This is a genomic window from Mucilaginibacter aquaedulcis, assembly GCF_030409325.1.
Classification (GTDB): domain Bacteria; phylum Bacteroidota; class Bacteroidia; order Sphingobacteriales; family Sphingobacteriaceae; genus Mucilaginibacter; species Mucilaginibacter aquaedulcis.
Genome location: NZ_JAUFPR010000001.1, coordinates 194047 through 220894 on the forward strand (window position 1 = coordinate 194047; position 26848 = coordinate 220894).

The 26848-nt window shown below is 40.5% G+C and carries 29 protein-coding genes and 1 tRNA gene; 18 read left to right on the forward strand and 12 right to left on the reverse strand.

Going from position 1 to position 26848, the window contains the following annotated elements; all coding sequences use genetic code 11:
- Window positions 1-222: 222 nt before the first annotated feature.
- A complete protein-coding gene (locus tag QWZ01_RS00800) occupies window positions 223-630 on the forward strand; it encodes an Rrf2 family transcriptional regulator (RefSeq protein ID WP_290321304.1) in 408 nt (135 codons plus the stop codon).
- A gap of 52 nt (window positions 631-682) precedes the next feature.
- Complete coding sequence (locus QWZ01_RS00805; RefSeq protein WP_290321305.1) at window positions 683-1336, forward strand: NAD(P)-dependent oxidoreductase; 654 nt, start codon at window positions 683-685, stop codon at window positions 1334-1336.
- Window positions 1337-1499: 163 nt separating this feature from the next.
- On the opposite strand, the gene prmA is transcribed toward QWZ01_RS00805, so the two are convergent.
- From prmA to mce, 6 genes are all read right to left on the reverse strand, one after another.
- Window positions 1500-2336: a 50S ribosomal protein L11 methyltransferase gene (gene prmA / locus QWZ01_RS00810; protein WP_290321306.1), complete on the reverse strand. Its 837-nt coding sequence runs from the start codon at window positions 2334-2336 to the stop codon at window positions 1500-1502.
- Between the two features lie 59 nt (window positions 2337-2395).
- Window positions 2396-2869, reverse strand: a complete 474-nt coding sequence (locus QWZ01_RS00815) for a hypothetical protein (RefSeq protein WP_290321307.1) — start codon at window positions 2867-2869, stop codon at window positions 2396-2398.
- Between the two features lie 141 nt (window positions 2870-3010).
- Window positions 3011-3775: a triose-phosphate isomerase gene (gene tpiA, locus QWZ01_RS00820; RefSeq protein WP_290321308.1), complete on the reverse strand. Its 765-nt coding sequence runs from the start codon at window positions 3773-3775 to the stop codon at window positions 3011-3013.
- Between the two features lie 128 nt (window positions 3776-3903).
- Window positions 3904-5088, reverse strand: a complete 1185-nt coding sequence (locus tag QWZ01_RS00825) for a GlmU family protein (protein WP_290321309.1) — start codon at window positions 5086-5088, stop codon at window positions 3904-3906.
- A 67-nt stretch (window positions 5089-5155) separates the two neighbouring features.
- Window positions 5156-5404, reverse strand: coding sequence for a type B 50S ribosomal protein L31 (locus QWZ01_RS00830; protein WP_096351682.1), 249 nt, complete (start codon window positions 5402-5404; stop codon window positions 5156-5158).
- 282 nt (window positions 5405-5686) lie between these two features.
- The gene (mce, locus tag QWZ01_RS00835) at window positions 5687-6085 is read right to left on the reverse strand and encodes a methylmalonyl-CoA epimerase (RefSeq protein ID WP_290321310.1); all 399 of its coding nucleotides are present in this window, start codon (window positions 6083-6085) and stop codon (window positions 5687-5689) included.
- A 106-nt stretch (window positions 6086-6191) separates the two neighbouring features.
- On the opposite strand from mce, the gene QWZ01_RS00840 reads away from it, so the two are divergent.
- The 3 genes from QWZ01_RS00840 (at window position 6192) to QWZ01_RS00850 (ending at window position 8410) form a co-directional block, all read left to right on the forward strand.
- A complete protein-coding gene (locus QWZ01_RS00840) occupies window positions 6192-7403 on the forward strand; it encodes an IscS subfamily cysteine desulfurase (protein ID WP_290321311.1) in 1212 nt (403 codons plus the stop codon).
- Between the two features lie 132 nt (window positions 7404-7535).
- The gene (iscU, locus tag QWZ01_RS00845; RefSeq protein ID WP_076378185.1) at window positions 7536-7949 is read left to right on the forward strand and encodes a Fe-S cluster assembly scaffold IscU; all 414 of its coding nucleotides are present in this window, start codon (window positions 7536-7538) and stop codon (window positions 7947-7949) included.
- Window positions 7950-8083: 134 nt separating this feature from the next.
- Window positions 8084-8410 (forward strand): HesB/IscA family protein, encoded by a 327-nt coding sequence (locus tag QWZ01_RS00850; protein WP_290321312.1) that lies wholly within the window; start codon window positions 8084-8086, stop codon window positions 8408-8410.
- Between the two features lie 221 nt (window positions 8411-8631).
- Here the strand turns inward: QWZ01_RS00850 and QWZ01_RS00855 are convergent, their stop codons facing one another.
- Complete coding sequence (locus QWZ01_RS00855; RefSeq protein WP_290321313.1) at window positions 8632-9465, reverse strand: nuclear transport factor 2 family protein; 834 nt, start codon at window positions 9463-9465, stop codon at window positions 8632-8634.
- A 373-nt stretch (window positions 9466-9838) separates the two neighbouring features.
- On the reverse strand, window positions 9839-11263 hold the full coding sequence (locus QWZ01_RS00860; RefSeq protein ID WP_290321314.1) for an ATP-dependent DNA helicase: 1425 nt from the start codon (window positions 11261-11263) through the stop codon (window positions 9839-9841).
- Window positions 11264-11319: 56 nt separating this feature from the next.
- Between QWZ01_RS00860 and QWZ01_RS00865 the strand changes: the two genes are divergently transcribed.
- The 3 genes from QWZ01_RS00865 to rsmD all read left to right on the forward strand — a co-directional run bounded on the left by QWZ01_RS00865 (window position 11320) and on the right by rsmD (window position 13197).
- Window positions 11320-11784 carry a hypothetical protein gene (locus QWZ01_RS00865; RefSeq protein WP_290321316.1) on the forward strand — a complete coding sequence of 155 codons (465 nt, stop codon included), beginning with the start codon at window positions 11320-11322 and terminating at the stop codon, window positions 11782-11784.
- Between the two features lie 73 nt (window positions 11785-11857).
- Entirely contained in the window at window positions 11858-12670 is an 813-nt protein-coding gene (locus QWZ01_RS00870; protein WP_290321317.1) for a DUF3822 family protein, read from the forward strand.
- Entirely contained in the window at window positions 12646-13197 is a 552-nt protein-coding gene (gene rsmD, locus QWZ01_RS00875) for a 16S rRNA (guanine(966)-N(2))-methyltransferase RsmD (RefSeq protein ID WP_290321318.1), read from the forward strand. Before QWZ01_RS00870 ends, rsmD begins: the two co-directional genes overlap by 25 nt.
- A 3-nt stretch (window positions 13198-13200) precedes the next feature.
- On the opposite strand, the gene QWZ01_RS00880 is transcribed toward rsmD, so the two are convergent.
- Entirely contained in the window at window positions 13201-13947 is a 747-nt protein-coding gene (locus tag QWZ01_RS00880; protein ID WP_290321319.1) for a DeoR/GlpR family DNA-binding transcription regulator, read from the reverse strand.
- A gap of 58 nt (window positions 13948-14005) precedes the next feature.
- Between QWZ01_RS00880 and nudK the strand changes: the two genes are divergently transcribed.
- The 3 genes from nudK to coaD all read left to right on the forward strand — a co-directional run bounded on the left by nudK (window position 14006) and on the right by coaD (window position 15483).
- Window positions 14006-14584 carry a GDP-mannose pyrophosphatase NudK gene (gene nudK / locus QWZ01_RS00885; RefSeq protein ID WP_290321320.1) on the forward strand — a complete coding sequence of 193 codons (579 nt, stop codon included), beginning with the start codon at window positions 14006-14008 and terminating at the stop codon, window positions 14582-14584.
- Window positions 14581-14901 (forward strand): DUF4406 domain-containing protein, encoded by a 321-nt coding sequence (locus tag QWZ01_RS00890; RefSeq protein WP_290321322.1) that lies wholly within the window; start codon window positions 14581-14583, stop codon window positions 14899-14901. Before nudK ends, QWZ01_RS00890 begins: the two co-directional genes overlap by 4 nt.
- Before the next feature lie 120 nt (window positions 14902-15021).
- Entirely contained in the window at window positions 15022-15483 is a 462-nt protein-coding gene (coaD, locus tag QWZ01_RS00895) for a pantetheine-phosphate adenylyltransferase (protein ID WP_290321323.1), read from the forward strand.
- On the opposite strand, the gene QWZ01_RS00900 is transcribed toward coaD, so the two are convergent.
- The gene (locus QWZ01_RS00900) at window positions 15458-16090 is read right to left on the reverse strand and encodes an NUDIX hydrolase (RefSeq protein WP_290321324.1); all 633 of its coding nucleotides are present in this window, start codon (window positions 16088-16090) and stop codon (window positions 15458-15460) included. The two genes, coaD and QWZ01_RS00900, sit on opposite strands and share 26 nt — an antisense overlap.
- Here QWZ01_RS00900 and pyrE point away from each other — a divergent pair.
- From pyrE to QWZ01_RS00920, 4 genes are all read left to right on the forward strand, one after another.
- Window positions 16089-16745 (forward strand): orotate phosphoribosyltransferase, encoded by a 657-nt coding sequence (pyrE, locus tag QWZ01_RS00905; RefSeq protein WP_290321325.1) that lies wholly within the window; start codon window positions 16089-16091, stop codon window positions 16743-16745. The two genes, QWZ01_RS00900 and pyrE, sit on opposite strands and share 2 nt — an antisense overlap.
- A 112-nt stretch (window positions 16746-16857) precedes the next feature.
- Entirely contained in the window at window positions 16858-17253 is a 396-nt protein-coding gene (locus tag QWZ01_RS00910; RefSeq protein ID WP_290321326.1) for an SRPBCC family protein, read from the forward strand.
- A 371-nt stretch (window positions 17254-17624) separates the two neighbouring features.
- Window positions 17625-19253, forward strand: coding sequence for an ABC-F family ATP-binding cassette domain-containing protein (locus tag QWZ01_RS00915; protein WP_290321327.1), 1629 nt, complete (start codon window positions 17625-17627; stop codon window positions 19251-19253).
- A gap of 394 nt (window positions 19254-19647) precedes the next feature.
- Window positions 19648-19720: transfer RNA gene (locus tag QWZ01_RS00920), tRNA-Lys, on the forward strand.
- 886 nt (window positions 19721-20606) lie between these two features.
- Here the strand turns inward: QWZ01_RS00920 and QWZ01_RS00925 are convergent.
- Window positions 20607-21020 (reverse strand): hypothetical protein, encoded by a 414-nt coding sequence (locus QWZ01_RS00925; RefSeq protein WP_290321328.1) that lies wholly within the window; start codon window positions 21018-21020, stop codon window positions 20607-20609.
- A 175-nt stretch (window positions 21021-21195) separates the two neighbouring features.
- On the reverse strand, window positions 21196-21477 hold the full coding sequence (locus QWZ01_RS00930) for a hypothetical protein (protein ID WP_290321329.1): 282 nt from the start codon (window positions 21475-21477) through the stop codon (window positions 21196-21198).
- Between the two features lie 210 nt (window positions 21478-21687).
- On the opposite strand from QWZ01_RS00930, the gene QWZ01_RS00935 reads away from it, so the two are divergent.
- From QWZ01_RS00935 to QWZ01_RS00945, 3 genes are all read left to right on the forward strand, one after another.
- The gene (locus QWZ01_RS00935) at window positions 21688-22302 is read left to right on the forward strand and encodes an RNA polymerase sigma factor (protein WP_290321330.1); all 615 of its coding nucleotides are present in this window, start codon (window positions 21688-21690) and stop codon (window positions 22300-22302) included.
- A gap of 54 nt (window positions 22303-22356) precedes the next feature.
- The gene (locus QWZ01_RS00940) at window positions 22357-23322 is read left to right on the forward strand and encodes a FecR family protein (protein WP_290321331.1); all 966 of its coding nucleotides are present in this window, start codon (window positions 22357-22359) and stop codon (window positions 23320-23322) included.
- 125 nt (window positions 23323-23447) lie between these two features.
- Window positions 23448-26840: a SusC/RagA family TonB-linked outer membrane protein gene (locus QWZ01_RS00945; protein WP_290321332.1), complete on the forward strand. Its 3393-nt coding sequence runs from the start codon at window positions 23448-23450 to the stop codon at window positions 26838-26840.
- Window positions 26841-26848: the final 8 nt, after the last annotated feature.

Consider the following 26848-nt stretch of genomic DNA (forward strand, 5'->3'; position numbering starts at 1 on the left):
TTGCATAATATTTTATTTAAAGCGAAACTTTTTCCAAACAATTCTCGTTTAAGCGTTTTTTATCTTCCACAGAAATTATATTAATTAGCTTAGCGCCAATTATTTAACTTCAAATTAATCTTAATTTTATCATCATAAAGTAATTTAACAACACATGGGAAAATAATACTTGTATTATAAAAGTTACACTGTATATTTGTACTGTAACATTTTTAATTACAGATGAACGGTCAATTTCAGATAGCAGTACATATACTTACCCTCCTTAATCAGGAACCGGGTGAGCTTATAGCATCTGAATATATTGCCGGAAGTATCAACATTAACCCCGTACTTGTGCGTAAAGAGATCAGGAATTTACGCAATTACGGCTTGATTACCAGCAAGGAAGGAAAGGCCGGAGGATACAGTTTGGGCCGGTCGCCCGAAAAAATAACACTGGGTGATGTTTATAAGGCAGTTTATAGTAATCCGGCATTGGGGCAAGCCAAAAACCTTCCTAATCCTGATTGCCCTGTTGGCCGGCAGATCAATCAACACCTGAATGAATTAGCTGCCGATGTTGAATCAGCCATTTTTAAACAGCTAAATACCATTACTCTGGCTGATTTTAGTCTTAAATTCAAATAATTTTTTTTACCCATAACTGTAACAAATTTAATTACACTAAAAACAACTCATTATGAAATTAGCAATAATAGGCGCCACAGGCAATATTGGCCTGACAACAGTAAACGAAGCGTTACAACGCGGCCATGAAGTAACCGCCATAGTGCGCGACGCAAAAAAACTGGACATTAAAAACGATAAATTAACGATTGGCGTTGCAGATGTACTTAACGTTGATGAGCTTGCCGCCGTGCTTGCAGGCCATGACGCGATAGTTAGCGCATTTAACTCCAGCTGGACGAGCCCTACCATGTACGATGACTTTATAACCGGCTCTAAGGCCATTCAGCAGGCAGTAAAGCAATCTGGTGTTAAACGCTTACTGGTTGTAGGTGGTGCCGGCAGTTTGGAGATTGCTCCTGGTTTACAATTAGTTGATTCGCCCGACTTTCCGCCTGAATTCAAAACCGGCGCTACCGCGGCTCGCGATTATCTGAACATTTTGAAGGAAGAGAATGATCTTGACTGGACATTTTTAAGCCCAGCTATTTACCTGCACCCTGATTCGCATGGCCCACGTACAGGAAAATACCGCGTAGGTACTGATCAACCTGTATTTGATGAAAAAGGTCACAGCTTTATTGTTATTGAAGATCTGGCGGTTGCTATAATTGATGAACTGGAAAACAACCAATTCATTAAACGCAGGTTTACGGTAGCGTATTAATTAAGGTAATGTCATTGCGAAAGTAATTGCTTCAAAAAGGAATGTGTCATTGCGAGCGCAGCGTGGCAATCGCGAATTGTACAAGGCATCTTGTATAGTTCGCGATTGCTTCGTCGTTCCTTCTCGCAATGACACACTTTTATTTTACCCAATCGGTCGTTCTTTATTTTATAAACTTAGCGGCTACCCAATCATTCGTTTTTTTGTGGATGATGTACTTTAAACCGTATTTGCGGGCTTCGTCGGTAATGATCTCCAGATCAGGCGATTCATAGAAACCGCTGAAATAGATCTCACCTTCGGGCTTCAATGCTTCGGCATATCGAGCCATCTGATCAAGCAGGATGTTGCGGTTAATGTTAGCCAGTATAATATCATACTGCTCATCAGGGATAGCCTCTTTTGAGCCGCACAGGGCAGTTATATTGGTTATGTTATTAAGCGTGGCATTTTCAATGGTGCTATCGTAACATACCGGGTCGTAATCAATAGCGGTAATTTCAGCAGCATTGAGTTTTGCAGCCATAATGGCCAGGATACCTGTACCACAACCCATATCAAGCACTTTTTTACCTTCAAAACTATTTTCCAGTATCAGCTCCAGCATCATGGCGGTAGTTTGATGATGGCCGGTACCAAAGGCCATCTTCGGGTCTATCACAATTTCATAAGGAAATTCTGGCTTAGCAGAATGGAAAGTTGCCCTAACATATACCTTGTTTCCTATCTCAATAGGCTCAAAGTTACTTTCCCATACTTCGTTCCAGTTTTTTTGCGGAATAAGGGTTACCTCATAGCTAAAGGTGAACATGTCCTGGTAAGGCATTAATTGCTCTTTCAGTTTCTCCTCGTCAAAATCATCTGTAGGGATATAGGCCTTAAAGCCAAATTCAAGCTCTTCAAAAGTATCAAAACCAATTTCACCCAAGGCATTGATCAGCAGATCCTGCTGATAATCTTCGGTAGTTATGGTTGTAAAAAGTAGTTCGTAGTAGTTCATTTAAACAAAATATTAATCATTACCCTAAATTTTATTTCAGGGTACCTGGCAGCTTTGTATTATACAGCGCTTTCTATCTCTTCGGGAGTTTCAGTGCGGGTAAACTTCCCCCTGTCCATCAGGTACAAAATTACAAAAGTAACTACCCAGTAAATAAGTTGTATTTCAGACAGGTACCACCAAAAGCTAATTAAAGGCTTCTGCCCCTCGGTAGGGTCCCATATAATGTAGCTGATGGAGCCTGCAAACGCGAAACAAACAAACGCGATACATAAGCCGATTATCAAGCGGGCTTTTATACTTTTTACGGCCTGATTGTCCCAAAGCGGAACAATGATAAGGTATTGTGTTAAAATACCTACCAGCAGCAGCAAGGGCCAGAAAAGATGAAAATAGGCCATTAAACTATATAAATTTCCGTTACCAATTTCAATCAGCTTCATGGGGTGCGTGGGCATATTATATGCAACCACGGCGCCGAAGATGCCGAAATCAATCAAAACCGGTAACAGAACTTTTAATAGTTTCCTCATGATTGGATATGAGATTGAGAGATATGAGTATTGAGATTATTTCTTTTACAGTTCTTTACCTAACATCGCAAATCTGTTTCTGTTTGAGATGTGTACACCTTTATACAATCTCAATACTCATATCTCATGTCTCAAATCCTATTAATTAAATACTTTTACAATATCGATAAAATCGCGCGATTTTAAGGAAGCGCCGCCTATCAGTCCGCCGTCAATATCCGGCTGTGCAAATAATTCAGGAGCGTTTTTAGGGTTACAGCTGCCACCGTATAAAATAGTAGTGTTGTTAGCTATTTCCTGACCGTATTTAGCAGCGATTTCGATACGGATGAACGCATGTATTTCCTGAGCTTGTGCCGAGCTGGCGGTAACACCTGTACCAATTGCCCAAACCGGCTCATAAGCCAATACTACTTGTGCAAACTGTGCTTCATCTAAATGGAAAACACCTTCAACAAGCTGAGTTTTGATCACATCAAAATACTGGTTTGATTCACGCTCCTGCAGGGTTTCGCCGATGCAAAAAATAGGGCGCAGATCATGAGCCAGCACAGTATCAGTTTTTTTGGCCAATAATTCATTGGTTTCGCCAAAATACTGACGACGCTCTGAGTGACCTAATATAACATAAGCCGCACCAACAGATTTTACCATTTTGGCAGATATTTCGCCGGTGTAAGCACCAGACTCCGCCTGATGCGCGTTTTGTGCACCTACGGCAACTTTATTATAACCTTTAGCCATTTGAACAAGGCTGTGAAGGTGAATGAACGGGCTGCAAACAACTGCCTCTTGTGTTCCGGTTACTTCATCTTTAACCATATTGATGATCTCTGAAAATAAGCCTAAACCTTCGTTGTAATCAAGGTTCATTTTCCAGTTTCCGGCAACAATTTTTTTTCTCATTTTATTAGTATTAGTTGATTAAGTTAGTGTATGTTAATTGATATTGTCTGAACCACGATTAAACAGATTTATCGAATTAAAGAGTTTTAAGTCAATGAAAAAATCCTGGTTCAGCCAAAATAGCCATGTTAAAACCGGCGGTATTCTTCCGTGATCTCAAAAACCTTTTTTATTATATCCTTTTCAGTTTCGTTAAATTCACGATTTTCGCGGCGTTCAAAAACCCGTTCGGCAGTTTCCAGCATTTTATTGATGCCGTAAACCTCAAAACCCTGTGCGCCTCCCCATGCAAAATCGGCAATAAAATTACGTGGGAAGCCTGCACCAAAAACATTGGCCCCTACCCCAACCACACTGCCTGTATTAAACATGGTGTTGATACCGCATTTAGCATGATCGGCCATGATGAGGCCGCAAAATTGCAGCCCGGTTTTACGGAAACGCTGCGTGGTATAATCCCAAAGCCTAACTTCGGCATAGTTATTTTTCAGGTTAGAGTTATTACTGTCGGCCCCTATATTGCACCACTCGCCCAATACCGAATTACCTAAATAACCTTCATGCCCTTTGGCCGAGTAACCCCAGATCACGGCATTATTAACCTCGCCCCCAATGGTTGAGTATGGGCCAATAGTAGTTCCACCGTATATTTTGGCACCCATCTTTATCCGCGAATGCTCGCAAATAGCAAATGGGCCGCGGATATGCGTACCTTCCCATACCTGCGTATCAGCCGCCAGGTATATAGGGCCGTTGGTGGTATTAAATGACGAACACTCGGCTAAGGCACCCTCTTCGGCAAAAAAATCATTGCCAATAATAACATTGGTTGCACTTATAGTAGCACTTGTACGGCCTTTGGTGATCAGCTGAAAATCCTTACGCAGCTCAATATCGTTTTTCCTGAAAATATCTTCAGGGTAACGGATAGATACAAACAGGTTGGCGTAACTGATAACTTCATTAAAAGTGCCATCCACGCTGAAAGAATCGGCAGCGGCCTGATTTAAACGTACAGCCAGTAATTGTTCATTGTATTTAAGTGCCTGCCCGGTATGGAGGCTTTGAACAGCCTCTATCAGATTTTCATCTGGGCTAACGGCTCCGTTTATAAACAAATTATCGTCCTCAATTTTTGCAGGGAATTTGGTTTGCAAATAATCGCGGGTATAAAAAGAATGTTCCTGGTTTAAATGCCTGGCCCACTTTTCGGCTATGGTTAAAATACCTATGCGTAAGTCGGCTACGGGCCGGGTATAGGTAAGTGGCAGTAGAGTTAAATGTGCGTTATCGTCAAAAAGAATAATAGACATGGCGCAAAAATAAAAAAAGTCGCCCGATAGATCGGGCGACTTTGGAAATATTTAATTAAACAAGAAATTATTTCTTGTTGTAACGGGTACGGAATTTATCAATACGACCTGCAGTATCAACCAGTTTCATTTTACCGGTGTAGAAAGGGTGCGAAGTATGAGAAATTTCTAATTTGATCAATGGATACTCGTTACCGTCTTCCCACTTTACAGTTTCGCGGCTATCGATGCAAGATTTAGTTATAAAAGAATAGTCGTTTGACATGTCTTTAAATACAACTAATCTATAGTTTGATGGATGCAGATCTTTTTTCATTATATATAAGCTTTTTCTTCTGTACTTTCTAAAAGAGGCGCAAATGTAATTAAAAAAGTCAAAATTAAAAAATCAAAAGCAGAAAGTTTTATTTGAGTGCGGGGAGCGGGGTGTTTGGTGCGGGATTGAGGTGTGAGGACCGGGAAATGCATTAGTGTCAAATTGAAATTCAAAATCGATTTTAAGGCTTACTATCAGTACTTTTAACTCGCTCTTCGCACCCCACTCGTCGCACCAAAACACTTCAATCCTGTACTTCGCACCCCAATCCCCGCTCCTCTCCTAAATACTCTGGCAAAGTTCTATCAACACCCCGTTCGCACTTTTAGGATGCACAAAACATACCAGTTTATTATCGGCACCGGGTTTGGGTTTATCGCTTAACAGCACAAAACCTTCTTGTTGTAAGCGCTCCATTTCTGCTATAATATCATCTACCTCAAAAGCTATATGATGTATGCCCTCACCCTTTTTTGTTATGAATTTGGCGATAGGGCTATCATCATGCAGCGCCTGCAACAATTCTATTTTATTGGGTCCGGTTTGCAGAAAAGCAGTTTCTACCCCTTCTTGCTCTACACGTTCTGTTTTATAAACGGTGGTATTTAATAACTTTTCATATATATAGCCGGCGGTTTTTATATTACCAACGGCAATACCTATGTGCTCAACTTTGTTCATGTCCAAATATTGTAAATTAATAGTCAGGATTACTATTTTAAACCTTTGTATAAATGAATTTCAATAAAAACTTGCGTATCTTTGTTTTTGTTAATGTAATCAGAATATGAATATCCCAATTTATTTAGATAATAATGCAACTACGCCTATGGACCCAAGGGTTCTGGAAGCCATGTTACCCTATTTTAACGAAAAATTCGGTAATGCGGCAAGCCGTAACCACGCCTTTGGATGGGTTGCCGAAGAAGCTGTAGATTATGCACGTGAGCAGGTGGCCAAATTAATTGGCGCATCTGAAAAGGAGATCATTTTTACATCTGGCGCTACCGAATCAGATAACCTTGCCATCAAAGGTGTATTTGAAATGTATAAAGATAAAGGTAATCATATTATTACTACTGTTACCGAGCATAAAGCAGTGCTTGATGCCTGCAAACACGTTGAAAAACTGGGTGGTAAGGTTACTTATCTGCCGGTTAAGGAAGACGGTTTGGTTGACCTTGCTGTGTTGGAACAAGCAATGACCTCTGAAACCATCCTGGTATCTATCATGTATGGTAACAACGAAATTGGTGTTGTACAGCCTATAAAAGAAATATCAGCCATTGCGCATAAATACGGTGCTTTGTTCATGACAGATGCTGTACAGGCAGTTGGTAAAATTCCGGTTGATGTTAATGCTGATGGTATTGACCTGTTGGCTTTATCGGCACATAAAATATACGGCCCTAAAGGTGTTGGCGCGTTATACGTACGCCGCAAAGGCCCAAGGGTTAAAGTAACCGCACAAATGGACGGTGGTGGCCACGAACGCGGTATGCGTTCAGGTACATTAAACGTACCGGGTATTGTTGGTTTAGGTAAAGCATGTGAACTTTGCGGTTTAGAAATGGAAAGCGAAGCTAAACGTTTATCAGTACTACGTGATAAATTACAGGCAGAACTAACCGTATTGGAAGAAAGCTATGTAAACGGTAACGTTGATCACCGCTTACCACATGTAGCCAACATTTCATTTAAATATGTTGAAGGCGAAGGTTTAATGATGGCTATGAAAGATCTGGCTGTATCATCAGGATCGGCCTGTACATCAGCTTCATTGGAGCCATCATACGTACTGAAAAGCTTAGGCTTGTCAGACGATCTGGCACATTCATCTATCCGTTTTGGTTTAGGCCGCTTTACTACCGAAGAAGAAATTGACTACGCCATTAAAGTAACCAAAGAAGCGGTTACCCATTTGCGTGATCTTTCACCACTTTGGGAAATGTTTAAAGAAGGCATCGACCTTAACTCAATTGAGTGGGCAGAACATTAATTTTTGATGTCGGATTTCGGAATTTCGATTTCGGATCTGGCCCCAATGATATATTTAGAATTTAGTAATTAGAGTTTAGAATTTTCAGTTCTCTGACTCAAAACTTATAACTAACAACTTAGAACAAAGAAAATGGCATATTCAGATAAAGTAATCGATCACTATACTAACCCCCGCAATGTGGGCACTTTGGATAAAAGCAGCCACAAAGTAGGTACCGGTTTAGTAGGTGCACCTGAGTGCGGCGACGTTATGCGCCTGCAGATACAGGTTGATGATAACAATGTTATCACCGATGCAAAATTTAAAACTTTCGGATGCGGTTCGGCTATCGCTTCATCATCATTAGCTACTGAGTGGTTAAAAGGCAAAAGCATCGACGATGCCATGAAGATAGATAACATGGATATTGTTGAAGAACTGGCTTTACCTCCGGTAAAAATTCACTGCTCGGTTTTGGCAGAGGATGCTATTAAAGCAGCTATCAATGACTTCCGCGTAAAAAACGGCTTAGCTCCAATTGAAAGCGAAAAAGTACATCATTAATAAGAAGTTAGAATCAATAGTCAAGATATAAGACCTTTGGCTGTTGGTTCTAACGTTTTAATACAAATATATTGGGGATCATTTTATCAGATTAATTTCCTGTTTCTTGATTCTTATCTCTTGATTCTATTATTATGGTAACTGTAACCGAAAAAGCAAAAAGTAAAATTGATCACCTGATACAGGATGCAGGGCTTGATGCCTCTTATTTTCTGCGTGTATCTGTTCAGGGTGGTGGTTGCTCCGGCTTATCATACAATCTTGATTTTGATAACGAGGAAAAAAAAGGCGACCAGTTTTTTGAAGACCGCGGAGTTCGTTTTGCACTTGATATGAAATCGTTCCTGTACCTTGCAGGTACCGAGCTTGATTTTACCGATGGGCTTAACGGCAAAGGATTCGCTTTTAATAACCCCAACGCCAGTCGTACATGCGGCTGCGGCGAAAGCTTCTCTGTATAATTTTACCGTAAACAATATTGAAAGAGGCACCCCAATAGGTGCCTCTTTTGTTTTTATGCTTTTTTTGACATTGTGAGCATAGCGCAGCAATAAGCCCCCTCTAAATCCCGCCAAAAGGAAAGACTTAAAAAAGCATTTTAAAACCCTCTCCTTTGGAGAGGGTTGGGTGAGGCTCTTGCTTCGTCGTTCCTCCTCGCAATAACAAAATTTTGAGCTATCAATCAAAACATTTTCTCAGCCTCCACCCCATCCGGAACGGCCTGCTCTACACTCCAATGCTCGGTTATTTGATGATTGACTACTCTGAATATCTCATAAAATACATATGCCTTTCCTCCCCTTTTAAACGCCGACTGAACCACTACAAAATCGCCCTCGCCAATAATACGGTGGAGCTTAATATCGCGTTCAGGATCACTGGTTAAATAATCAAATAAGCCTTTCCCGCTTTGAACAACGGCCAGGTCATGTTCTGTGTATTGCTGATGAATAAGATCAAACACAGGCCTCTTCGCAATAACAGCCTTATAAAATCTTTCAATCACATCTTTACTTTCGGCTTTTGATGTGTGTTCATTGATCTCACTTGTGCCATTAGTAGCTGTGATTAATTCTCCGGTTTGGTCGGGTAAAACTTGTATGGCATCCCAATGCTCGGCCAACATGCCGCCTGTTAATTTAAACAAGTCGATAACTGCCATGCGTTTCCCCATAAATGTAATGTCAAGGTGGGTAACTACCACATCGCCCTCCTGAATAGCCCTGATAATAGGCGATTTTGCTCCCTCGGGTGGCGGCGGTAAGGTTTTTAAATAATTGATCATATCGGTTATTCCGGCCCGGCCTTGTTTAACCGTTGGGTTATGCTGAATATAATCCTCCCGCACAAATTCAGGAATCAGTTCGGCTTTACGCTGGCCTACAATCTGTTTATAAAATGATAGTACTCTTTGCTTATTGGTTAAGGTATCCATAATAGTGTTTGCTTTACCGGCGGTGCTTGTACATATGTAAATGCAGCAAAAAGCACATGCCAGTGTATTGGTAATTTTCATTACGTGTTTATAAGAAATAAATTGATGTAAAAATTAGTTCGTGCGAAACACTGACACTAAAAGTTCAGCGTTTTTGATAACCTGCTTAGCAGGCCGGATTTTTGGCAATCCTTATTTGATATGTGTTGTAAGTAATTATGCTTCTAAGATAAGTTTTTTTATGGGACTTTTTAGACTTTGGGATTTTTGGATTTTTTAGACTTTTGGACAATGGATTTTTATAAGTTTTAAACGTGTGGTAGGCTTGTCATGCTGAGCCTGTCGAAGCATGGTGGGTAAGGCCTTTGCGCTCGATCCTTCGACAAACTCAGGATGACAGCCTATCTACCGGGCACACTTACGAAGTTTTTAAAACTTCGTAAGTGTTTAATCATTAGAGGTCATCCGCAGGGGCTGCGTAAAAACGGCCGTCGAAATTAACCAGGAACAATTCGGTGGTGGCGCGGGTTACGGCGGTATAAAACCAGCGTAAAAAATCCATATTGATCATCTCATCAGTAACGTAGCCCTGGTCAACAAATACGGCATCCCACTGACCGCCCTGGGCCTTGTGGCAGGTAATGGCATAGGCAAACTTTATTTGCAGGGCATTATAGTATGGATTAAGCTTTAGCTCATTATGCATAGCCCGTTTGTTTGGCAGGTGCGCGTAATCTTTCATCACTTCTTCGTAAAACCGCTTCTGATCGGCTTGTGATAACGCCGGCGAATCTGCATAAAGCGTATCAAGCAATATTTTACAGTCGAGCGTGGGGTCTTCTGCATAATCAATAAACTCTATCTGTACATCAGCAAAACGGAAACCGTACATATCCTCTGTTCGGCGCACTTTCCGGATGCGGGCAATATCGCCATTGGCTATAAAGTTGGTACTGCTTTCGTCCTGATCCTGCAGCCAGAAATAGTTATTTTTTACTACCATGATCTGGTCGCCGCCGGTAAGTTCTTCTTCCCGGTACAGAATGCGGTTTCTGATCTGCCCGTTATACAGGTTGGCGTTTTTATTGGAGCGACAAATGATCAGCGTACGGTCATAACCATATTTTCTGTAGGCATATTCAAGTCCTTCTGGTAAGCGCTCGCCCGTCATTCTGAAAACATCTTTATAGCCTTTGGTAGTAACTTTGGGTGTGGTGATCTCTTCGGCCCTGATAATATCGCGGATGCGGGTGGCATTATACAAAATGCCCGAGTCTTTCCCCTGGCGCAGCACATCTGTCAGTTCGTACCCAAAAACATTTACGCCAAACTTGCTTTTCATGATATGCCCATCAAGCGCGGGGCTGTTTTCAGAGCCTACAGGGGGCAGCTGCGCGGTATCGCCCACCAATACCAGTTTACAGTTTTTATCATTATAAACGTACCGTATCAGGTCGAAAAGCAGCGAAGCCCGGCTCCCATTTGGCTCGTCAGAGATCATGGAAGCCTCATCAACAATAAAAAGTGTATCGCTGGCCAGGTTATCGGCAATGGCAAAACCATCGTCAAGATTTAAAGCGGATTTTTTGCGGTAGATGCGTTTATGAATGGTATATGCCTTACGGCCCGAATAATTGGTAATAACCTTGGCAGCGCGACCTGTTGGTGCCAATAAAACGGCTTTATACTTATACTCGCGCAGTGCTTTTACCAATGCGCCCAATACAGTGGTTTTGCCTGTACCGGCATATCCCTTAAGAATAAAACATTCGTCGCCATCCTTACTTAGTAAAAAGCTGTGCAGGCGGTTAAACAGTTCCAGTTGCTGCCCCGTTGGCGGGTGCGGGAAAGCCTTGCGTATATGATCAATTTCTGACACCTTACAAAAATGCTGATAAGTAATTTAATTAAGCAGTATTAGTTATAAATTTGACCATGGAATTTAATGAGGATAAAATAGAAGAGCAGGATGGCGATTTTGTGGAGATATACTCCCAAAAGGCCATATTTTGGTTTTCGGTATTCAGTTTTATATATGGAGGCGTGTTGCTTATTATTAATTTAAGGGCAGCCGGCTATAAAAAGGCCATTGCCGAAGTAGCTGCCTTTATGATTGTTTACTACATCGCATCGGCCTTTGCTGTGATCGCTTTAAATATTAAGGTTGATCTGTCAACTATTAAAATGGCAAGTTCAGGTGTGCAGGTACCACCTGATGTAATGAAATCAATGCTGATACTTAGCGCGGTATCTATATTGATAAATGTAATTGGCGGTCTGGTACTTACCCGCTACTTTTTCAAGAAATACTTTCCGGATGATGATTACTACCCGCGCCCTGTTTTACAGCCGGTTATAATTTTTATATTGATATACCTTGCCTTTCGCTTTATAATGTAAGTGACATATACCCTGTTCATTTTAATGGCACAATTAGGGTATCTGCCAAAAAATATTACTTTTGTTAAACTGCATGAGCGAATATAATTACAACTACCACGATGATAACTTTAGCCTTGATGAGGCTGATAGTTATACTTTATTGATACAGATCGATAAAACATCGTTTTCATACGCTATTACCCATCAGGATAAACTGATTGCCTGTGCCGACATGCACCCGCTTGATGAGCTGAGCAACCCGCAGGAACTTCTTGATCTTTTATCGGCCAAATACAAACAGGTGGTTGTTGGCTTACCTGCCAACGGTTTCACACTGGTACCTCAGCATTTATTCAGCCAGGAACATATCGCCAGTTTCGCGCGTTTTCTGGATGTAAAAGCGAACGAAAAAGTATCGGCCCAGCAGCTTGATGCCGAAAATACCATACTGTACAAAACCAGCAATGATATTATTACCGTTGCCGAGGAGTTTGGCCTGCGCCATACCGTATTTAACTTAAAAGGATGGGTAGCAGCCTTAGCGCAGAATAACCCCGGTAACGCCGACCTGTATCTTGATATAAACGGCAGCCAGGTAACATTCGCGGCCTTTAATAATGGCAGACTTCGTTTTTTGAATAAATTTGATTTTAAAAACACCGACGAACTTGCCTATTTTACTGCCATGGTGCTGAAAGAGCTCCATATAGAGCCTGCGGATGCCCGCATCCATTTAAGCGGTGAGGTGGATACCGATGACCAGAGCATCAGTCGCCTGGCCGAGTTTTTTGGTTCGGTACAGCTTAACCAACTTCAAATTGTAAGCTTACCACGCGAAATAGAATCACACAAAATATTGTCACTCGCAGCTTTGTCTTTATGCGCATCATTGGAGGTAGTTTAAAGGGTTTAAGGCTTAATCCGCCAAAAAATCTTCCAGTACGCCCTACTACAGATCTGGCTAAGGAAGCCCTATTTAATATTTTACAAAATCAAATTGAGTTTGTGGATCTGAAGGTGCTTGACCTTTTTAGCGGCACAGGTAATATTTCAATGGAGTTTGCCTCCAGGGGCGCGGCGCAGGTAATAGCCGTAGACCGCAGCATTCATTGTGTAAATTATTTAAAAGATGCCGCTCGCCAGCATAAACTGGAGCAAATTAAAACCTACAAGGAAGATGTTTTTAAATACCTGCAAATAGAAACCGAACAATATGACCTTATATTTGCCGATCCACCTTACGATCTGAACAAGATCCCTGAAATACCTAAGATAGTTTTTGATCGCAATATTTTAGCACCCGGTGCATTACTTATTGTTGAGCACCAATCCATGCAAAATTTGAGCAATCATCCGGCCTTTGTGGAGCAGCGCAAGTATGGGCATTCATCATTCTCGTTTTTCAGGAACGCAACCGGAGAGCAGCTTTAACCATTATACTTTTAAAATAGTTAAAGCCGTATCCTTAAATTGGCTAAGCTTTTCATTATCGGCGTTGGTAATAATTGCCTGTACCTGGTTTATATCGGCAAATTTCAAATAAGTTTCGTTACCTATTTTGCTGCCATCGCACAATACATAAGTATAGGCGCTTTGGTTAATATAAGCCGTAGTAATATCTGCTTCCAGTTCGCTATTGGCAAACAAGCCATTGGCCGAAATACCATCTACTCCTAAAAAAGCCTTTCCTGCGCGGTACCTTGTGATATGCTCGTTAGCTATCCGGCCATGCGCGGCCTGCCTGTCGTTATTAAACTCCCCGCCTATAATATTCAGAGATACGGCACAGTGCTGTAATTCGTAAATAACCGGTAACGAATTGGTGATTACCTTTATCTTTTTATTTTTTATAAACTGGCACAGCCTGAAAACAGTACTGCCGCAATCCATAAAAATAATATCGCCGTCATTAATATGTGCAGCAGCCTCGCGGCAAATGTCGTCCTTAACACTGGCGTTTTGGGCGGCTTTATTTACAAAGTCATGCGGTTTAGCCAGGGGATCAACCTTCATGGCGCCGCCATGGGTACGGTAGAGCAATCCGTCATTAGCCAATTGATTGAGATCTCGCCGGGCGGTGATCTCCGCAATATTCAATTCAAGCGCAAGTTCCTTAACATCAACCTCTCCTGTACGATTCAATTGTTCAAGGATCTTTTGTTTTCTTCTTTGAAAATTCATTTTAATAGCGTTAATTTGATCATTAATAATCAAAAATAATCATAAACAATCAAATTGAATGGATAAAATTAAAATATTATCAAAGGAGATTCTCTCCGATAATTGGTACACCTTAAATAAGGTAAACTTTCAGGCAACACAAAAAGACGGTACCGTTCTGGAACTTAGTCGCGAGGCGTATGATCGTGGCAATGGCGCTACCATACTTTTATACAATACGGATAATAAAACAGTGGTATTAACCAGGCAGTTCAGGATGCCTACCTACCTTAACGGAAATCAAAGCGGGCTGCTGATTGAATGCTGTGCAGGCCTGCTTGATAAAAACAACCCGGAAGATTGCATAAGGCGCGAAACCGAAGAAGAAACCGGATACCAGGTTACCGATGTAAAAAAAGTAATGGAGGCATACATGTCGCCGGGATCAGTAACAGAGATCCTTTACTTTTTTGTGGCCCAATACAATCAAAATATGAAAGTGAGTAATGGCGGCGGCCTTGATGAAGAACATGAAAATATAGAGGTACTGGAACTGCCTTTTAATACCGCCCTGCAAATGATAAATACCGGCGAAATACGTGACGCCAAAACCATTATGCTTTTACAATATGCACAAATCAATAATTTATTAGCATGAAAAACGAAGTTTTAACAATTTTAATAGCTGCCCCTTACCGCTCAGGCACCAATGATGATCCTGAACTGATGGCCGAAAATTTAAGAAAAATGGAAACGGTGGCGCTTTCTATTTTCCGCTTGGGGCATGTTCCCATTATTGGTGAATGGCTGGCACTGCCTCTTTTAAAACAAGCAGACTCAAAGCACCCGGGTGATGAGGCCTACGAGGAAATTTCGTACCCCGTATCACGAAGGATATTAACCAAATTCGACGCAGTATTGAGGTTACCAGGAGCATCCAAAGGAGCTGATGGGGATGTAGCTTTAGCTATATAACGCGGCATTAAGGTGTATTACAACCTGGAGGATATTATAGCGGTTTAATTTATGGGTGATGTGCGCAAACTTTAAAAATCATTATTACTTTTGATCAGGCAAACACATCTCTAACCTACTATGAAAATTGCTCTTTTCCCTGGCTCATTTGATCCCGTTACCAAGGCACACGTTGATATTGTAAAACGATCTGTTGGTTTGTTTGATAAGGTGTACATTGGCATTGGAGCCAACAGCAGCAAACAGGGCCTTTTAAGCGTGGAAAAACGGGAGCAAATGCTCAGAGCGGTTTTTCAGCATGATGATCGTATACATATAGTAGCCTATGAGGGCTTAACAGTTAATTTTTGCAAAAGCATAGGCGCTACCTACATGATCAGGGGAATACGTACCGTGTCAGATTTTGAGTATGAAAAAGCCATAGCCCAGATGAACCACGCCCTTATGCCCGATATTGAAAGCATCTTTATAGTAAGCAAACCGGGCTATTCATCCATCAGTTCAACCATCGTGCGCGAAGTTATGCGCCACCATGGCGATGTAGCCCAGTTTATTCCTAATGAGGCATTAGCTTATTTGTAGCCAGATTCTCTTTATGCAGCACATCTAAAATTGATGGGAAGGTATTATCAATTATTGGCTCAATGTGTTCTTTTTCAAACCAGCGCACATCGGTAATGCCTTCTTCTTTTTGCGGCTTTAGCTTATCCTTGCCTTTGCTATCCATTTTAAACCAGTGCGTTTTTTTGAGCACCACTTCGCCGCGGTTTATATAAACATGATAGGTTTTGCAAATTTTTTCTTTCAGCTTGCTCACTTTTATGCCGCACTCCTCCTCTACCTCACGTACGGCGGCCTCTTTCACCTTTTCGTCTTTCTCAATTTTACCTTTTGGCAAATCCCATTTATCGTTGCGGTAAATAAACAAATAGCGCCCCGCCGGATTTTTAACCAAACCACCAGCAGCCTCAATAAGTGTGATGCTTTTTTTCACAGACTTCATAAAAGCCTTAGCATCACCGCAGCGGATGTAGAATAAATTCTTCGGATTGGCTAATATCCACGTATAAATTATTTTCAAATCAAAGGTCTCTGCATCAAGCTTTTCATAAACTTCTGCATGAGCCGGTTCAGATTCCGTTAACAGGATCACCTTTTGGTTAATATAAATTCTGTATTTTTGAGCCATGTTTAATAAAAATGAGATAGAGCAGCAAGTAGCCGAATTCCTGCTGCAAATTAAAGCAATTAAATTACAACCTAACAATCCTTTTACATGGGCGTCTGGGTGGAAATCACCAATTTATTGTGATAACCGTGTAACACTTTCTCATCCGTCTATCCGTACCTATATCAGGCAGCAGTTAGTAGTTGCCATACAGGAAAAATTTGGCAGTGTGGGCTGCATAGCCGGAGTTGCTACCGCCGGTATTCCTCAGGGTGCTCTTGTAGCCCAGGAACTGGGTTTGCCATTCATTTATGTACGCTCAAAACCAAAAGATCACGGAACCGGCAGCCTGATTGAAGGTGATGTAACAACCACCGGCAAAAGAGTTGTAGTTATTGAAGATCTGATATCAACAGGCAAAAGCAGCCTTCAGGCAGTTGAAGCATTACGTGCTGCAGGCTATGAAGTAGCAGGCCTGGCCGCTATATTTAGTTATGGATTTGATATTGCCGACGAAAATTTCAAACAAGCCAACTGCCCATACGTTACCCTATCAAACTATAATGCCCTGATCAAATACGCAGAAGAACACCAGTATATAGCCGATAAGGATGTTGCTGTGTTAAAACAATGGCGCGAAAACCCGGCAGGCTGGGGACAAATAGCTTCCAGCTAATTAGTATTGAGTTTGTCTGAACCTGGATTTATAGGATTTAAAGATTACCAGGATTTTGATTTAATGCCATTTTTCGTAAAACGTACAGCATATTACGTATAACCCACAAAAGATGACCAAGTTTACCAGTAATACCAGCATCAACAAACCTTTAAGCGAGGTTTATAGCTTTTTGGCCGATTTTAATAATCATCAGCAACTGATGCCTGATAGTATTCAAGAGTGGGTATCAACTGCCGATGAGGCCAGTTTCAGTATCCCGAACATGGCTAAACTTTCTTTGAAGATCGAAAGCCGCATAACCGACAGGGAAATTGTAATTATACCGGCTTCAAAACCACCATTTAACCTGGAACTAAAATGGTCGTTACTTTTTGATAACGACCATACTGATGTGCTTTTCACCATTAGTGCAGATCTGAACATGATGATGAAAATGCTGGCATCAGGCCCCCTGCAAAAATTAGCTGATCATGAAACGCAAAGCTTAAAAACGATATTAAGTTAAGCGTTCATAACCATTAGTTAATACACTTTTCTTTTATATGAATTATTGATAGCTATCACAACATTGATAATAATCAAAACGATAATTAATGCTCCCATGACTGTCTTTTTTTAATTTATTAGTTTATACTATTATTAAGTCAAAGGCTGTTCCATAATTCTCAATTAGTCAATTTATACTTAAAAACACCATTGTAACGCATTTCTTACATAAATTTACTCATTATGTGGGTAATTATGTACACAGAATTGTAAATTAATGTGATACTTCATATCCCCAACTCCCCAAAATTACACAAAACATAATGTGCAATTGAGATAGCCCAAAAATGAAGTATTTACCGTATTTTTGCGCCAAATTACAGGTGCAGCATGATTACGGTATCCAATCTATCATTACGTTACGGTAAACGGACTTTATTTGAAGACGTTAACCTCAAATTTTCTCAGGGCAATTGTTATGGCATTATAGGTGCCAACGGTGCCGGAAAATCAACATTTTTAAAGATCCTTTCAGGTGATATAGACCCTACAAGCGGTTCTGTAAGCTTTACTCCCGGCGAACGTATGGCTGTATTAAGCCAGAACCATTATGCCTTTGATGAATTTACGGTTATTGAGGCCGTAATGATGGGGCATAAAGAAATGTACGCCGTAATGAAAGAAAAGGATGCTATTTACCTGAAGGAAGATTTTACTGATGCCGATGGTGAACGTGCAGGCGAACTGGAAAACCTTTTTGCTGAAATGGATGGATGGAACGCTGAAAGCAATGCCGCTACCTTGCTGAGCAACCTGGGTATTAAAGAAGAATTCCATTACAAATTGGTGAAAGATTTGGATAATACTCAAAAAGTACGTGTATTATTGGCCCAAGCCCTTTTTGGTAAACCTGATATTTTACTGCTGGATGAGCCTACCAACGATTTGGATATCCACACCGTAAGCTGGCTGGAAGATTTCCTGGCATCATATGAAGCTATTGTTCTGGTAGTATCGCACGACAGGCACTTCCTGGATACGGTTTGTACCCACGTAGTGGATATTGACTTCGCTAAAATGACCATATATACCGGTAACTATACTTTCTGGTACGAATCGAGCCAGCTGGCCCTAAAACAACGTGCCGACCAGAATAAAAAGACGGAAGACCGTGTTAAGGAACTGCAGGAATTTATCCGTCGCTTTAGTGCCAATGCCTCAAAATCAAAACAGGCAACCAGCCGTAAAAAAGCGTTGGATAAGATCAATATTGACGAGATACAACCATCAAACCGTAAATATCCGGGAATTATATTTAACAACCTGGGCCGCGAAGCCGGTGATCAGATTTTACAGGTTGAAAACCTGAGCAAAAGTCTTAATGGTGAGTTGTTATTTAACAACATCAGTTTTACTGTGAATAAAGGTGATAAGATCTCTATCCTATCCCAAAACAGCTTGGCTACAACTTCCCTTTACAATATTTTAACCGGCAGAGATACTGATTTTAAAGGAACCTTTAAATGGGGAGTTACCATTAACCAGGCAGATATCCCAATTGATAATGCGGAATATTTTAAAGGTAAAGATGAAAACCTGATTGATTGGCTGCGTGAATACTCACCGGGCGAAAAAGATGATCAGTTTATCCGCGGCTTTTTAGGCCGTATGCTGTTTTCAGGCGAAGAGGTATTGAAAAAAAGCAATGTATTATCAGGTGGTGAAAAAATGCGCTGCATGTTTAGCCGTATGATGCTGCAACAAGCCAACGTTTTAATGTTTGATGAACCTACCAACCACCTCGACCTGGAATCGATCACAGCGCTTAATAATGGTATGAAAGACTTCCGCGGTACTATCCTGTTTACCTCACGAGATCATGAATTGGTTGAAACCGTAGCTAACCGCATTATTGAATTAACCCCTGGCGGCTACATAGATAAATTGATGACTTACGACGAGTATATTAACAGTGATGTGGTGCAGAAACAACGCGAAGACCTATACGCATTAGTATAAGAAGAAGGCATATAAAAAGTAACAGCCCCGAGCAAACATCGGGGCTGTTACTAACTGATAAAAAACCCCTATTATTTATCATATATAGAACCATGCTTAATTAAATATGTTTTATATATTATTACAACTAATAGTTGTAATAACACTTTGTTAGCTAATACCTTAGCTATTTATAGCAATACTCTCCTAAATATTCGCATATTCTTACATAAAAAACACTGCCGATTTTTATTTTTAATTGTAGATAAGCATCTGTCAATAGGTGTTAAATATCTATAAATGAAAACTTTTGTCAGGCATCTAACAAGGTTTGAAACATTTGAAAAAAAATGTGCTCATAGCCTCCTTAATAACTATTTTTTTTGTTTATTTGCAACCCGGAAAAAAATAAATTGACTTGGTAGCTCAGCCGGTAGAGCAACTGACTCTTAATCAGTGGGTCGAGAGTTCGATCCTCTCCCAGGTCACATTAATGTTAGAACCTTTTGTAAATCTACAAAAGGTTTTTTTATGCCTTTTTTAGCCTACGTGGTAAGTCACTAAATAAAAATGGGGTGTTAGTAATGACCCTAACACCCCGCTAATTTCACAATTAATATGAAAAAAAGCACCCTGCTTTCTTATACGTTAAAATAAACACAGAGGTTGTAAAAAAGTAAAATTCCTTAACTAATTTAGTTTATAAAATTTCTTCATGCACCAGTAGCACATATACCTTTTTAGGGGTAACCAGAAAAGTACTGTTTTAAATAAGACACCTCGTGGTATTCTTTCAGCAGGAAAATTTTTACACTTTGGACAGGTTGTAGGTTTCATATCCAAAAATAAAAATTATAGCTATAAGTTGTAATGGTTATTTCAATAAAGTAAAATCACGTAATTGATACTCTGCACATAAATTAAAGTTTGCCATTGAACTATAACCCATTTTTTGGTAGCTTGATAACTAACTTTTCATCTTTAAATTCTATCAAGTTACAGTAGATATTTATGTTCAAGCAATTGAGCATATAACAAGTAACAAAACCTTAACCAGATTAGATTACTTTCCGATATTTACTGTATTCTTCATCACTTATAAAAACCAATCTTGCTTTTAGGCATCGGGCACAAAAAAACTTTCTAAAAGATATTACTAAAGACAGCAATCTCTCCGAGGCATTTTTTTTTAATGGATAATGGTAGGGGTAGCCACATTTTTTACATCTCAAATAAGGTTTGTTTTGGACTTCCATAAATAACTTTTATTTACTTTAATTAACCAAAGGTTATAAATTAATAAATAAAAAGCAATTTTAAGTTCGTATTAATTACAAATTTCAATACAAAAAGACAAATTAGCATACGGAAGTTTCAGTCAAGAAAATCCTTAACATAAGCAGCACCTCTGTCTTTTAAAATTTCCTTTGCAAGCGTAGCTTCCTCCTCGCCATCTGTATGAACGCATAAAATATATCCGTCCCTATCTGCTACTACGTGTTCATCTTTATTTGTTCGTCTTCCGTCAAGGTGAAAAATATGTTTGAAAAAATTAAGCATGGTATGTTGTTCGTTGGCTGTTGGTTTTTCTTCAATAGCAGGCAGTTTACTAATAGCCGGAGGAGGCGCAGCAGGTATATCTGTTTCGGAATTATTAAAATGCTGGCCTTTTCTGATCTCGTAAATCACTATCTCATTGGGAATAAAATCATTCTTTAACAAAAAATCCCGGACTTTTTCTGCCGTGATCCGAAAATCGAAAATACCCAGTATGTGTTGCTTTGCCATATTATTGATAATTATTTATAACTTTTATGATCGCATTTTGCAGGTGCCATCAAATTGTAGAAATGAATTTTTTAGATCTTCATCTAAAGGTTAAACGAACTCAGTATTTTTCCCAAGGCTGCAACTATAACCCAAGCATCAAAAAATTTGATACCAATCGTAATGATAATTTTGCTTAGTTATTTTGGTAATGAGTTTGAATTTTAACTTGATCTATACATTTTATAAGTTTCTTGCAAAACACAAGCTTATTTAATTTTTGTGCTTTCCTATTCATTATAACCTCAAATTCTAACCGGTCCCTTACATCGGTAAGTTCCATAGAATACAGAAAAAACTCTTTGGCCGTGTTAAATTTCATAATGAACTGATCAGTTGTTTCAAACTGTTCTGGTAGCGGTAAATGGTAGGTTTCAATATCCTCCTGAAATTGATAACCAAGTTTAACTATTATCATAATTCAAGTTTTAAAGGGGTATCTATTTATATTACAGGCAATAACATCAAAAGTTTCACTTAAAATTTAATTAGTGTTAATCATTGCTCACTTAATGAAGATGAATAATCATACCGATGGATTTTATTGCCACTTAATTGTTCCGGTTTAAAGGGCAATACATGGCCTGCCATCGGAACTGCGTTAGAATTAAACTTGCCTTAACATTGGATGTTTAATTTTGCACAGTCGATGGAGCATTCTTCTGATTTAGCCTTACTTCAACAAATTAAAGCAAACGATCATGCTGCTTTTGATGTATTGTTTGACCGCTATTGGGAGAAACTTTATAAAGCTGCATTGGCCCGTTTGGGTGATGATGTAATTGCACAGGATATTGTTCAGGAGATATTTATAAAAGTTTGGCAGCGCCGCGAAAAGCTTAGCATCAACACCTCTATTGAAAATTATCTACTTGGTGCTGTGCGTTTCAGTGTCATCGGTCACTTCCGTTCGCAACAGGCCAGTGATCTCCGGATGCGGGATGCCCTGGAGCGCATCAACCTGCTCGAAGATTCTATCGAAGCCATTGCTGATTATATTGAACTGGAAAAAACGCTGGAAGAGGCTGAAAACAGCATGCCCGAAATGCTAAAAAAAGTTTACAAGCTGCGATGTGATAACTTATCGATAAAGGCCATTGCAGGCGAATTGGGTTTGGCCGACCAAACTGTTAAAAACTATATCGCCGAAGCTACACGCAGATTACGCGTGGTTATTGTTGAAAAATATCCCGAAAAACATCTCTCCTATCTCGCCTTGTTAATGGCCTTGCTTCACAAATAATTAACATAAAGATCATATTAATTATAAGTACCTCGCGACGTTTTCAGCGACTTAATGCTGGTAACCCGAGATATGGATATTGATAAATTTAGAAAAAAACTAACCGCGTACTCAAATAACCAGGCAAACGAAACCGAGAATGCCTTAATTGAGGCCTGGTACAACTCTTATAAAGATAAGGAACAGCAGGATCTAAGCGAAACGGAAAAGCAGCGCATCAGGAATGCGATATATGCTAAGGCAAAACCACCTGTTATAGTTAAAACTGCTATTTTCAGGTTGCCGGTGTTTCGTATTGCGGCAAGCTTGTTGCTTTTTGCCGGCCTATCGTTTACGTTTTACCGTTGGCGAACACTTATTTTAGGTGAAAACCAAACAGTTTACAACACCATCCGTACATCAACAAATGGGCTTAAACAAATTAACCTGCCCGATAGCTCGGTGGTATGGCTTAATGCCGCCAGTATCATCCAGGTACCGGCTGAGTTTAAAGGCCACCTGCGCGAAATAAAGCTGATTGAAGGTGAGGCTTTTTTTGATGTAAAAAGAGATCCGCAACATCCGTTTGTGGTGCATACCGGTAAATTAAATGTACAGGTATTGGGCACCTCGTTCAATGTACGTTCCTATCAAAAATTAAATAATATCCAGGTTTCGGTTGCTACCGGTAAGGTGGGTGTGGTTAAAGGCGGTAAGTGCCTGGCTATGTTATTACCTGGTCGGCAATTAAGTTACGCCATAGTTACGGGGCAATACCGGCAGCAAAACGTTAATGCCAATGTTGCCCAAAGTTGGAAAACAGGTTATACTACTCTGTCGCAGGCCAGTTTTCAGGAGCTGGCAGTGGTAATCAACAATATTTTCGGCTTATCTCTTAAGCCAGGAAATTCACATGTAAACAGTTACCTCTTTAGCTTGCGTATTCAACATAACTTACCGGCCAATCAGGTATTGAAAGTGATTGGTCAAATCCACAACACACACTTCAGAAAGGAGGGCAAGGAAGTAATTCTCTACTAAACCCTCAGAAACAAACGGCCCTGTACGTCAATACAGAGCCGTATAATAATTTTTGCAAACCAACGGACTGCAATCCGGGCTTGCAATGCTCAGCAAATATTCACACTTACAAAGCAATCAAAAATATGAATTTCTATACACTGTTATGGAAGCAATTTATGCGAACTACTATTTTAGCATTTAGTATCCTGCTCACTATTGGGCTGCTGCATGTAGAGGCAGCTAAGGTTAAGGCCCAGGGCCTTAGCAGCCCTGTAAATATGTCGGTTGGTAACGAAAACCTGTCAACAGTAATTAAAAGGCTGGAAAGTAAATCCAACTTGATATTTGCCTACGATGAAGCCTACCTTGGGTTAAAAAACATTTATGTAAAACCCGCCACTTTTACCAATGAACCGCTTGAAATTGTGCTTACCCAGGTTTTAAGATCCTCGGGCATTGGCTTTAAAGAAGAAGCAGGCAACATTTTACTGTTTAAACAAGGCTCGGGCAAAATAACCGGGCACGTAGTTGATGAAACCGGTGCGCCACTGCCCGGAGCCTCAGTAAAAATTGCCGGTACAGGTACAGGCACGGTAACTGATAATGAAGGTAACTACACCCTTACCGTTCCTGAAGGTACTTACACAGTTGAAGTAACCTTTGTTGGATATACCAAAAATGAAACCAAAAACGTAAACGTTATTACCGGTAAAATTCATACAGTTAATGTTAACCTTTCAGGTGGCAGTTTGCTTAAAGAGGTTACAGTAAGCTACGGTAAGCAGCGTTCAAAAGAAATAACCGGTTCAATTGCCGAGTTAAGCGCGGCCTCTTTAAGAGATATGCCGGTAGTACAATTTGCACAACAGCTGGAAGGAAAGGTAGCCGGCGTATCAGTTGTACAAAGCTCAGGACAACCAGGAAGAGGAATTGATTTTCGCATCCGTGGCGCAGCATCGTTTTTTACAGATAACCAACCGCTTTTTGTAATTGACGGAATGCCCATAACCGGGAGCATCAACAATATTAATCCAGATGAAATTGAGAGCTTCAGTATCCTGAAAGATGCTTCGGCCACGGCCTTATATGGTTCAAGGGCATCTAACGGGGTAATATTAATTACAACGCGCCACGCCAAGCCAGGAGCTGGTACTTCTGTAGAGTTTAATGCCAACTATGGCGTACAGGTTTTGCCTGGCAACAAGGTTCCGAAGGTGATGAACGCCGAGCAATTTGCCGAGTTCATGAGGGAACGCGCGCAGGATGGTTTATTATATGAAAAAAACTACAGCATCGCCAATGATTATAAGGCCGCTTACCTTGATGTAGAACCTTCAAGCTATGGCACCGGTACCAACTGGTATAAGCTGCTTACGCGCTCGGCTCCTATCCAGAATTATGATGTAACTATTCAGTCTGCTACCGAAAAATCATCTTCAACGGCCATTATAAGTTACCAGGATCAGCAGGGTGTTTTAATAAATACTGGTACCCGCTTATTTTCAGGTCGTTTCAATAAAGACCTTACCGTAGCCAATGGTAAGCTAAAGGTTGGCTTTAACCTGGCGCCGAGTTACCGCTTAGATCATAATAATCGTTTAGGAACCGATGGTGTAGGTGGCTTATTTGAGCGTATTTTCGAGGCCAGCCCACTGATCTCTCCTTTTAATCCTGATGGTTCTTATCAGCGTAATGTGAGCTCGCCGGGCATGGTTGCCTATATCAACCCACTGGCTCAGTTTAAGCTAACCAATGATGATTACAAAACCACACGCATACTTGGAAACGGCTACCTTAATTACGAGGTTATCAAAGACCTGATACTAAAAGTAAACGTAGGGGTTGATAAAGGCGGCGAAACCCGTAATTATTTCCAGTCGGGTATTGTAAGCTCTACCGTTAACAACCCTACAGGTACCAGCAGCTCTGTAGATAACGGCTCTTATACAGCCGAAGGGTACATGAATTATAAAAAAACTTTGCATCAGGATCATCACCTCGAAATATTAGGCGGCTATTCTGTTCAGAAGTATACATCAAACTCTAACACGCTAACCGGACTGGGTTTCCCTAATGACGATATTCCGTACCTCACAGCGGCAACAAGTGTAACCGGCAACAGCAGCTATACAGCCTATTCGTTATTATCGGTTATCGGGCGTATCAATTATGATTATAAAGGTAAATACCTGTTACAGGGTGCTTTCCGTAACGATGGTTCTTCCAGGTTTGGTGCAAATTCCAGATATGGTAATTTCCCTTCGGTATCAGCAGGATGGGTTGTGAGCGACGAAAATTTTATGGAACGTTTTAAAAATGTTGACCTGTTTAAAATCCGTGCCAGTTATGGCGTAACGGGTAATAATTTCTTTTCAAGCAATTATGTAGCCCAATCAACCACTTCAAATTACTATTACGATTATAATAATACCATTACCCAGGGCACTACACTCAGCAATTTGGGTAATCCTAATTTGCAATGGGAACGCAGTATACAATTTGATATGGGTTTTGATCTGAGCCTGCTGAAAAACAGGATCAGCCTTACTTATGACTATTACCACAAAATTTCTGACCACCTGATACAAGCCAGACCGTTGCCTACCTCATCTGGCTATACCACAGTTTATGATAACGTGGGTAAACTGGCTTTCTGGGGCCATGAAATCACCATCAATACGGTGAACATTAACAATCGTGATTTTAAATGGAATAGTTCCTTTAATATATCGTTTGACCGTAACCTGATCAAGAGCCTGGTATCACCTGGCTACATCCGCCGCAACAATACAGTAAGCTCTGATTACTACAGGCAACAGGTTGGCCACCATTTAGGCGAGTTTTATGGGTTTGTATATGAGGGCTTGTATAAAGATGCCGCCGACCTGGCCGCTTCTGCAAAATACCAGGCTACCCCTACCTCTCCTAACGGTGTATCAGATATAGGAACTATCAAGGTTAAAGACATCAACGGCGACGGTGTTATTGACGATGTTAATGACCGTACCTTTATAGGTGACCCTACTCCTACCTTTACCGGTGGTTTTACCAACCATTTTACTTATAAAAGGTTTGATCTGAGTATCCACACCTCATTTTCGGTAGGTAGCCAGATTCTTAATGCAGCAAAATGGGCGTACCAAACCAACATGGATGGTTCGCGTGTACCATTGGCTGCTGCGCTTGATCACTGGCGTTCTGCCGATAATCCGGGGTCGGGCATTTATCCGCGTACTAAAACCGGTACAACAGCGCTCGGTCGTGATGTAAACACCCAATGGCTCGAAAGCGGTTCCTACTTCGCTATAAAAAATATTTCGCTGGGATATACGCTACCGTTCAAAAATAATTTTGCCTTTAAATCACTTCGTGTTTATGGCTCGGTACAACAGGCCTTTGTATTTACCGGTTACTCCGGCATGAACCCTGAAATAAACTTTAGCGGACAGGACCCAACTTTAGGTATTGGCGTAGATGAAAATGCCTATCCTATCCCAAGAACCTTCTCAATTGGCGTTTCAGCCTCATTAAAATAAACCGAAAG

Bases quoted from the DNA above. Each gene is read 5' to 3' on its own strand.
- QWZ01_RS00945 (WP_290321332.1), top strand. From the start codon at position 23,448: ATGAATTTCTATACACTGTTATGGAAGCAATTTATGCGAACTACTATT.
- mce (WP_290321310.1), bottom strand. From the start codon at position 6,085: ATGAACAAAGTTGAGCACATAGGTATTGCCGTTGGTAATATAAAAACC.
- QWZ01_RS00855 (WP_290321313.1), bottom strand. From the start codon at position 9,465: ATGAAAATTACCAATACACTGGCATGTGCTTTTTGCTGCATTTACATA.
- QWZ01_RS00925 (WP_290321328.1), bottom strand. From the start codon at position 21,020: ATGGCAAAGCAACACATACTGGGTATTTTCGATTTTCGGATCACGGCA.
- QWZ01_RS00890 (WP_290321322.1), top strand. From the start codon at position 14,581: ATGAAAAACGAAGTTTTAACAATTTTAATAGCTGCCCCTTACCGCTCA.
- tpiA (WP_290321308.1), bottom strand. From the start codon at position 3,775: ATGAGAAAAAAAATTGTTGCCGGAAACTGGAAAATGAACCTTGATTAC.
- QWZ01_RS00935 (WP_290321330.1), top strand. From the start codon at position 21,688: ATGTTTAATTTTGCACAGTCGATGGAGCATTCTTCTGATTTAGCCTTA.
- QWZ01_RS00930 (WP_290321329.1), bottom strand. From the start codon at position 21,477: ATGATAATAGTTAAACTTGGTTATCAATTTCAGGAGGATATTGAAACC.
- rsmD (WP_290321318.1), top strand. From the start codon at position 12,646: ATGCGCATCATTGGAGGTAGTTTAAAGGGTTTAAGGCTTAATCCGCCA.
- QWZ01_RS00815 (WP_290321307.1), bottom strand. From the start codon at position 2,869: ATGAGGAAACTATTAAAAGTTCTGTTACCGGTTTTGATTGATTTCGGC.
- prmA (WP_290321306.1), bottom strand. From the start codon at position 2,336: ATGAACTACTACGAACTACTTTTTACAACCATAACTACCGAAGATTAT.
- QWZ01_RS00880 (WP_290321319.1), bottom strand. From the start codon at position 13,947: ATGAATTTTCAAAGAAGAAAACAAAAGATCCTTGAACAATTGAATCGT.
- QWZ01_RS00825 (WP_290321309.1), bottom strand. From the start codon at position 5,088: ATGTCTATTATTCTTTTTGACGATAACGCACATTTAACTCTACTGCCA.
- QWZ01_RS00870 (WP_290321317.1), top strand. From the start codon at position 11,858: ATGAGCGAATATAATTACAACTACCACGATGATAACTTTAGCCTTGAT.
- pyrE (WP_290321325.1), top strand. From the start codon at position 16,089: ATGTTTAATAAAAATGAGATAGAGCAGCAAGTAGCCGAATTCCTGCTG.
- QWZ01_RS00900 (WP_290321324.1), bottom strand. From the start codon at position 16,090: ATGGCTCAAAAATACAGAATTTATATTAACCAAAAGGTGATCCTGTTA.
- QWZ01_RS00850 (WP_290321312.1), top strand. From the start codon at position 8,084: ATGGTAACTGTAACCGAAAAAGCAAAAAGTAAAATTGATCACCTGATA.
- QWZ01_RS00805 (WP_290321305.1), top strand. From the start codon at position 683: ATGAAATTAGCAATAATAGGCGCCACAGGCAATATTGGCCTGACAACA.
- nudK (WP_290321320.1), top strand. From the start codon at position 14,006: ATGGATAAAATTAAAATATTATCAAAGGAGATTCTCTCCGATAATTGG.
- iscU (WP_076378185.1), top strand. From the start codon at position 7,536: ATGGCATATTCAGATAAAGTAATCGATCACTATACTAACCCCCGCAAT.
- QWZ01_RS00800 (WP_290321304.1), top strand. From the start codon at position 223: ATGAACGGTCAATTTCAGATAGCAGTACATATACTTACCCTCCTTAAT.
- QWZ01_RS00830 (WP_096351682.1), bottom strand. From the start codon at position 5,404: ATGAAAAAAGATCTGCATCCATCAAACTATAGATTAGTTGTATTTAAA.
- QWZ01_RS00840 (WP_290321311.1), top strand. From the start codon at position 6,192: ATGAATATCCCAATTTATTTAGATAATAATGCAACTACGCCTATGGAC.
- QWZ01_RS00910 (WP_290321326.1), top strand. From the start codon at position 16,858: ATGACCAAGTTTACCAGTAATACCAGCATCAACAAACCTTTAAGCGAG.
- coaD (WP_290321323.1), top strand. From the start codon at position 15,022: ATGAAAATTGCTCTTTTCCCTGGCTCATTTGATCCCGTTACCAAGGCA.
- QWZ01_RS00915 (WP_290321327.1), top strand. From the start codon at position 17,625: ATGATTACGGTATCCAATCTATCATTACGTTACGGTAAACGGACTTTA.
- QWZ01_RS00865 (WP_290321316.1), top strand. From the start codon at position 11,320: ATGGAATTTAATGAGGATAAAATAGAAGAGCAGGATGGCGATTTTGTG.
- QWZ01_RS00940 (WP_290321331.1), top strand. From the start codon at position 22,357: ATGCTGGTAACCCGAGATATGGATATTGATAAATTTAGAAAAAAACTA.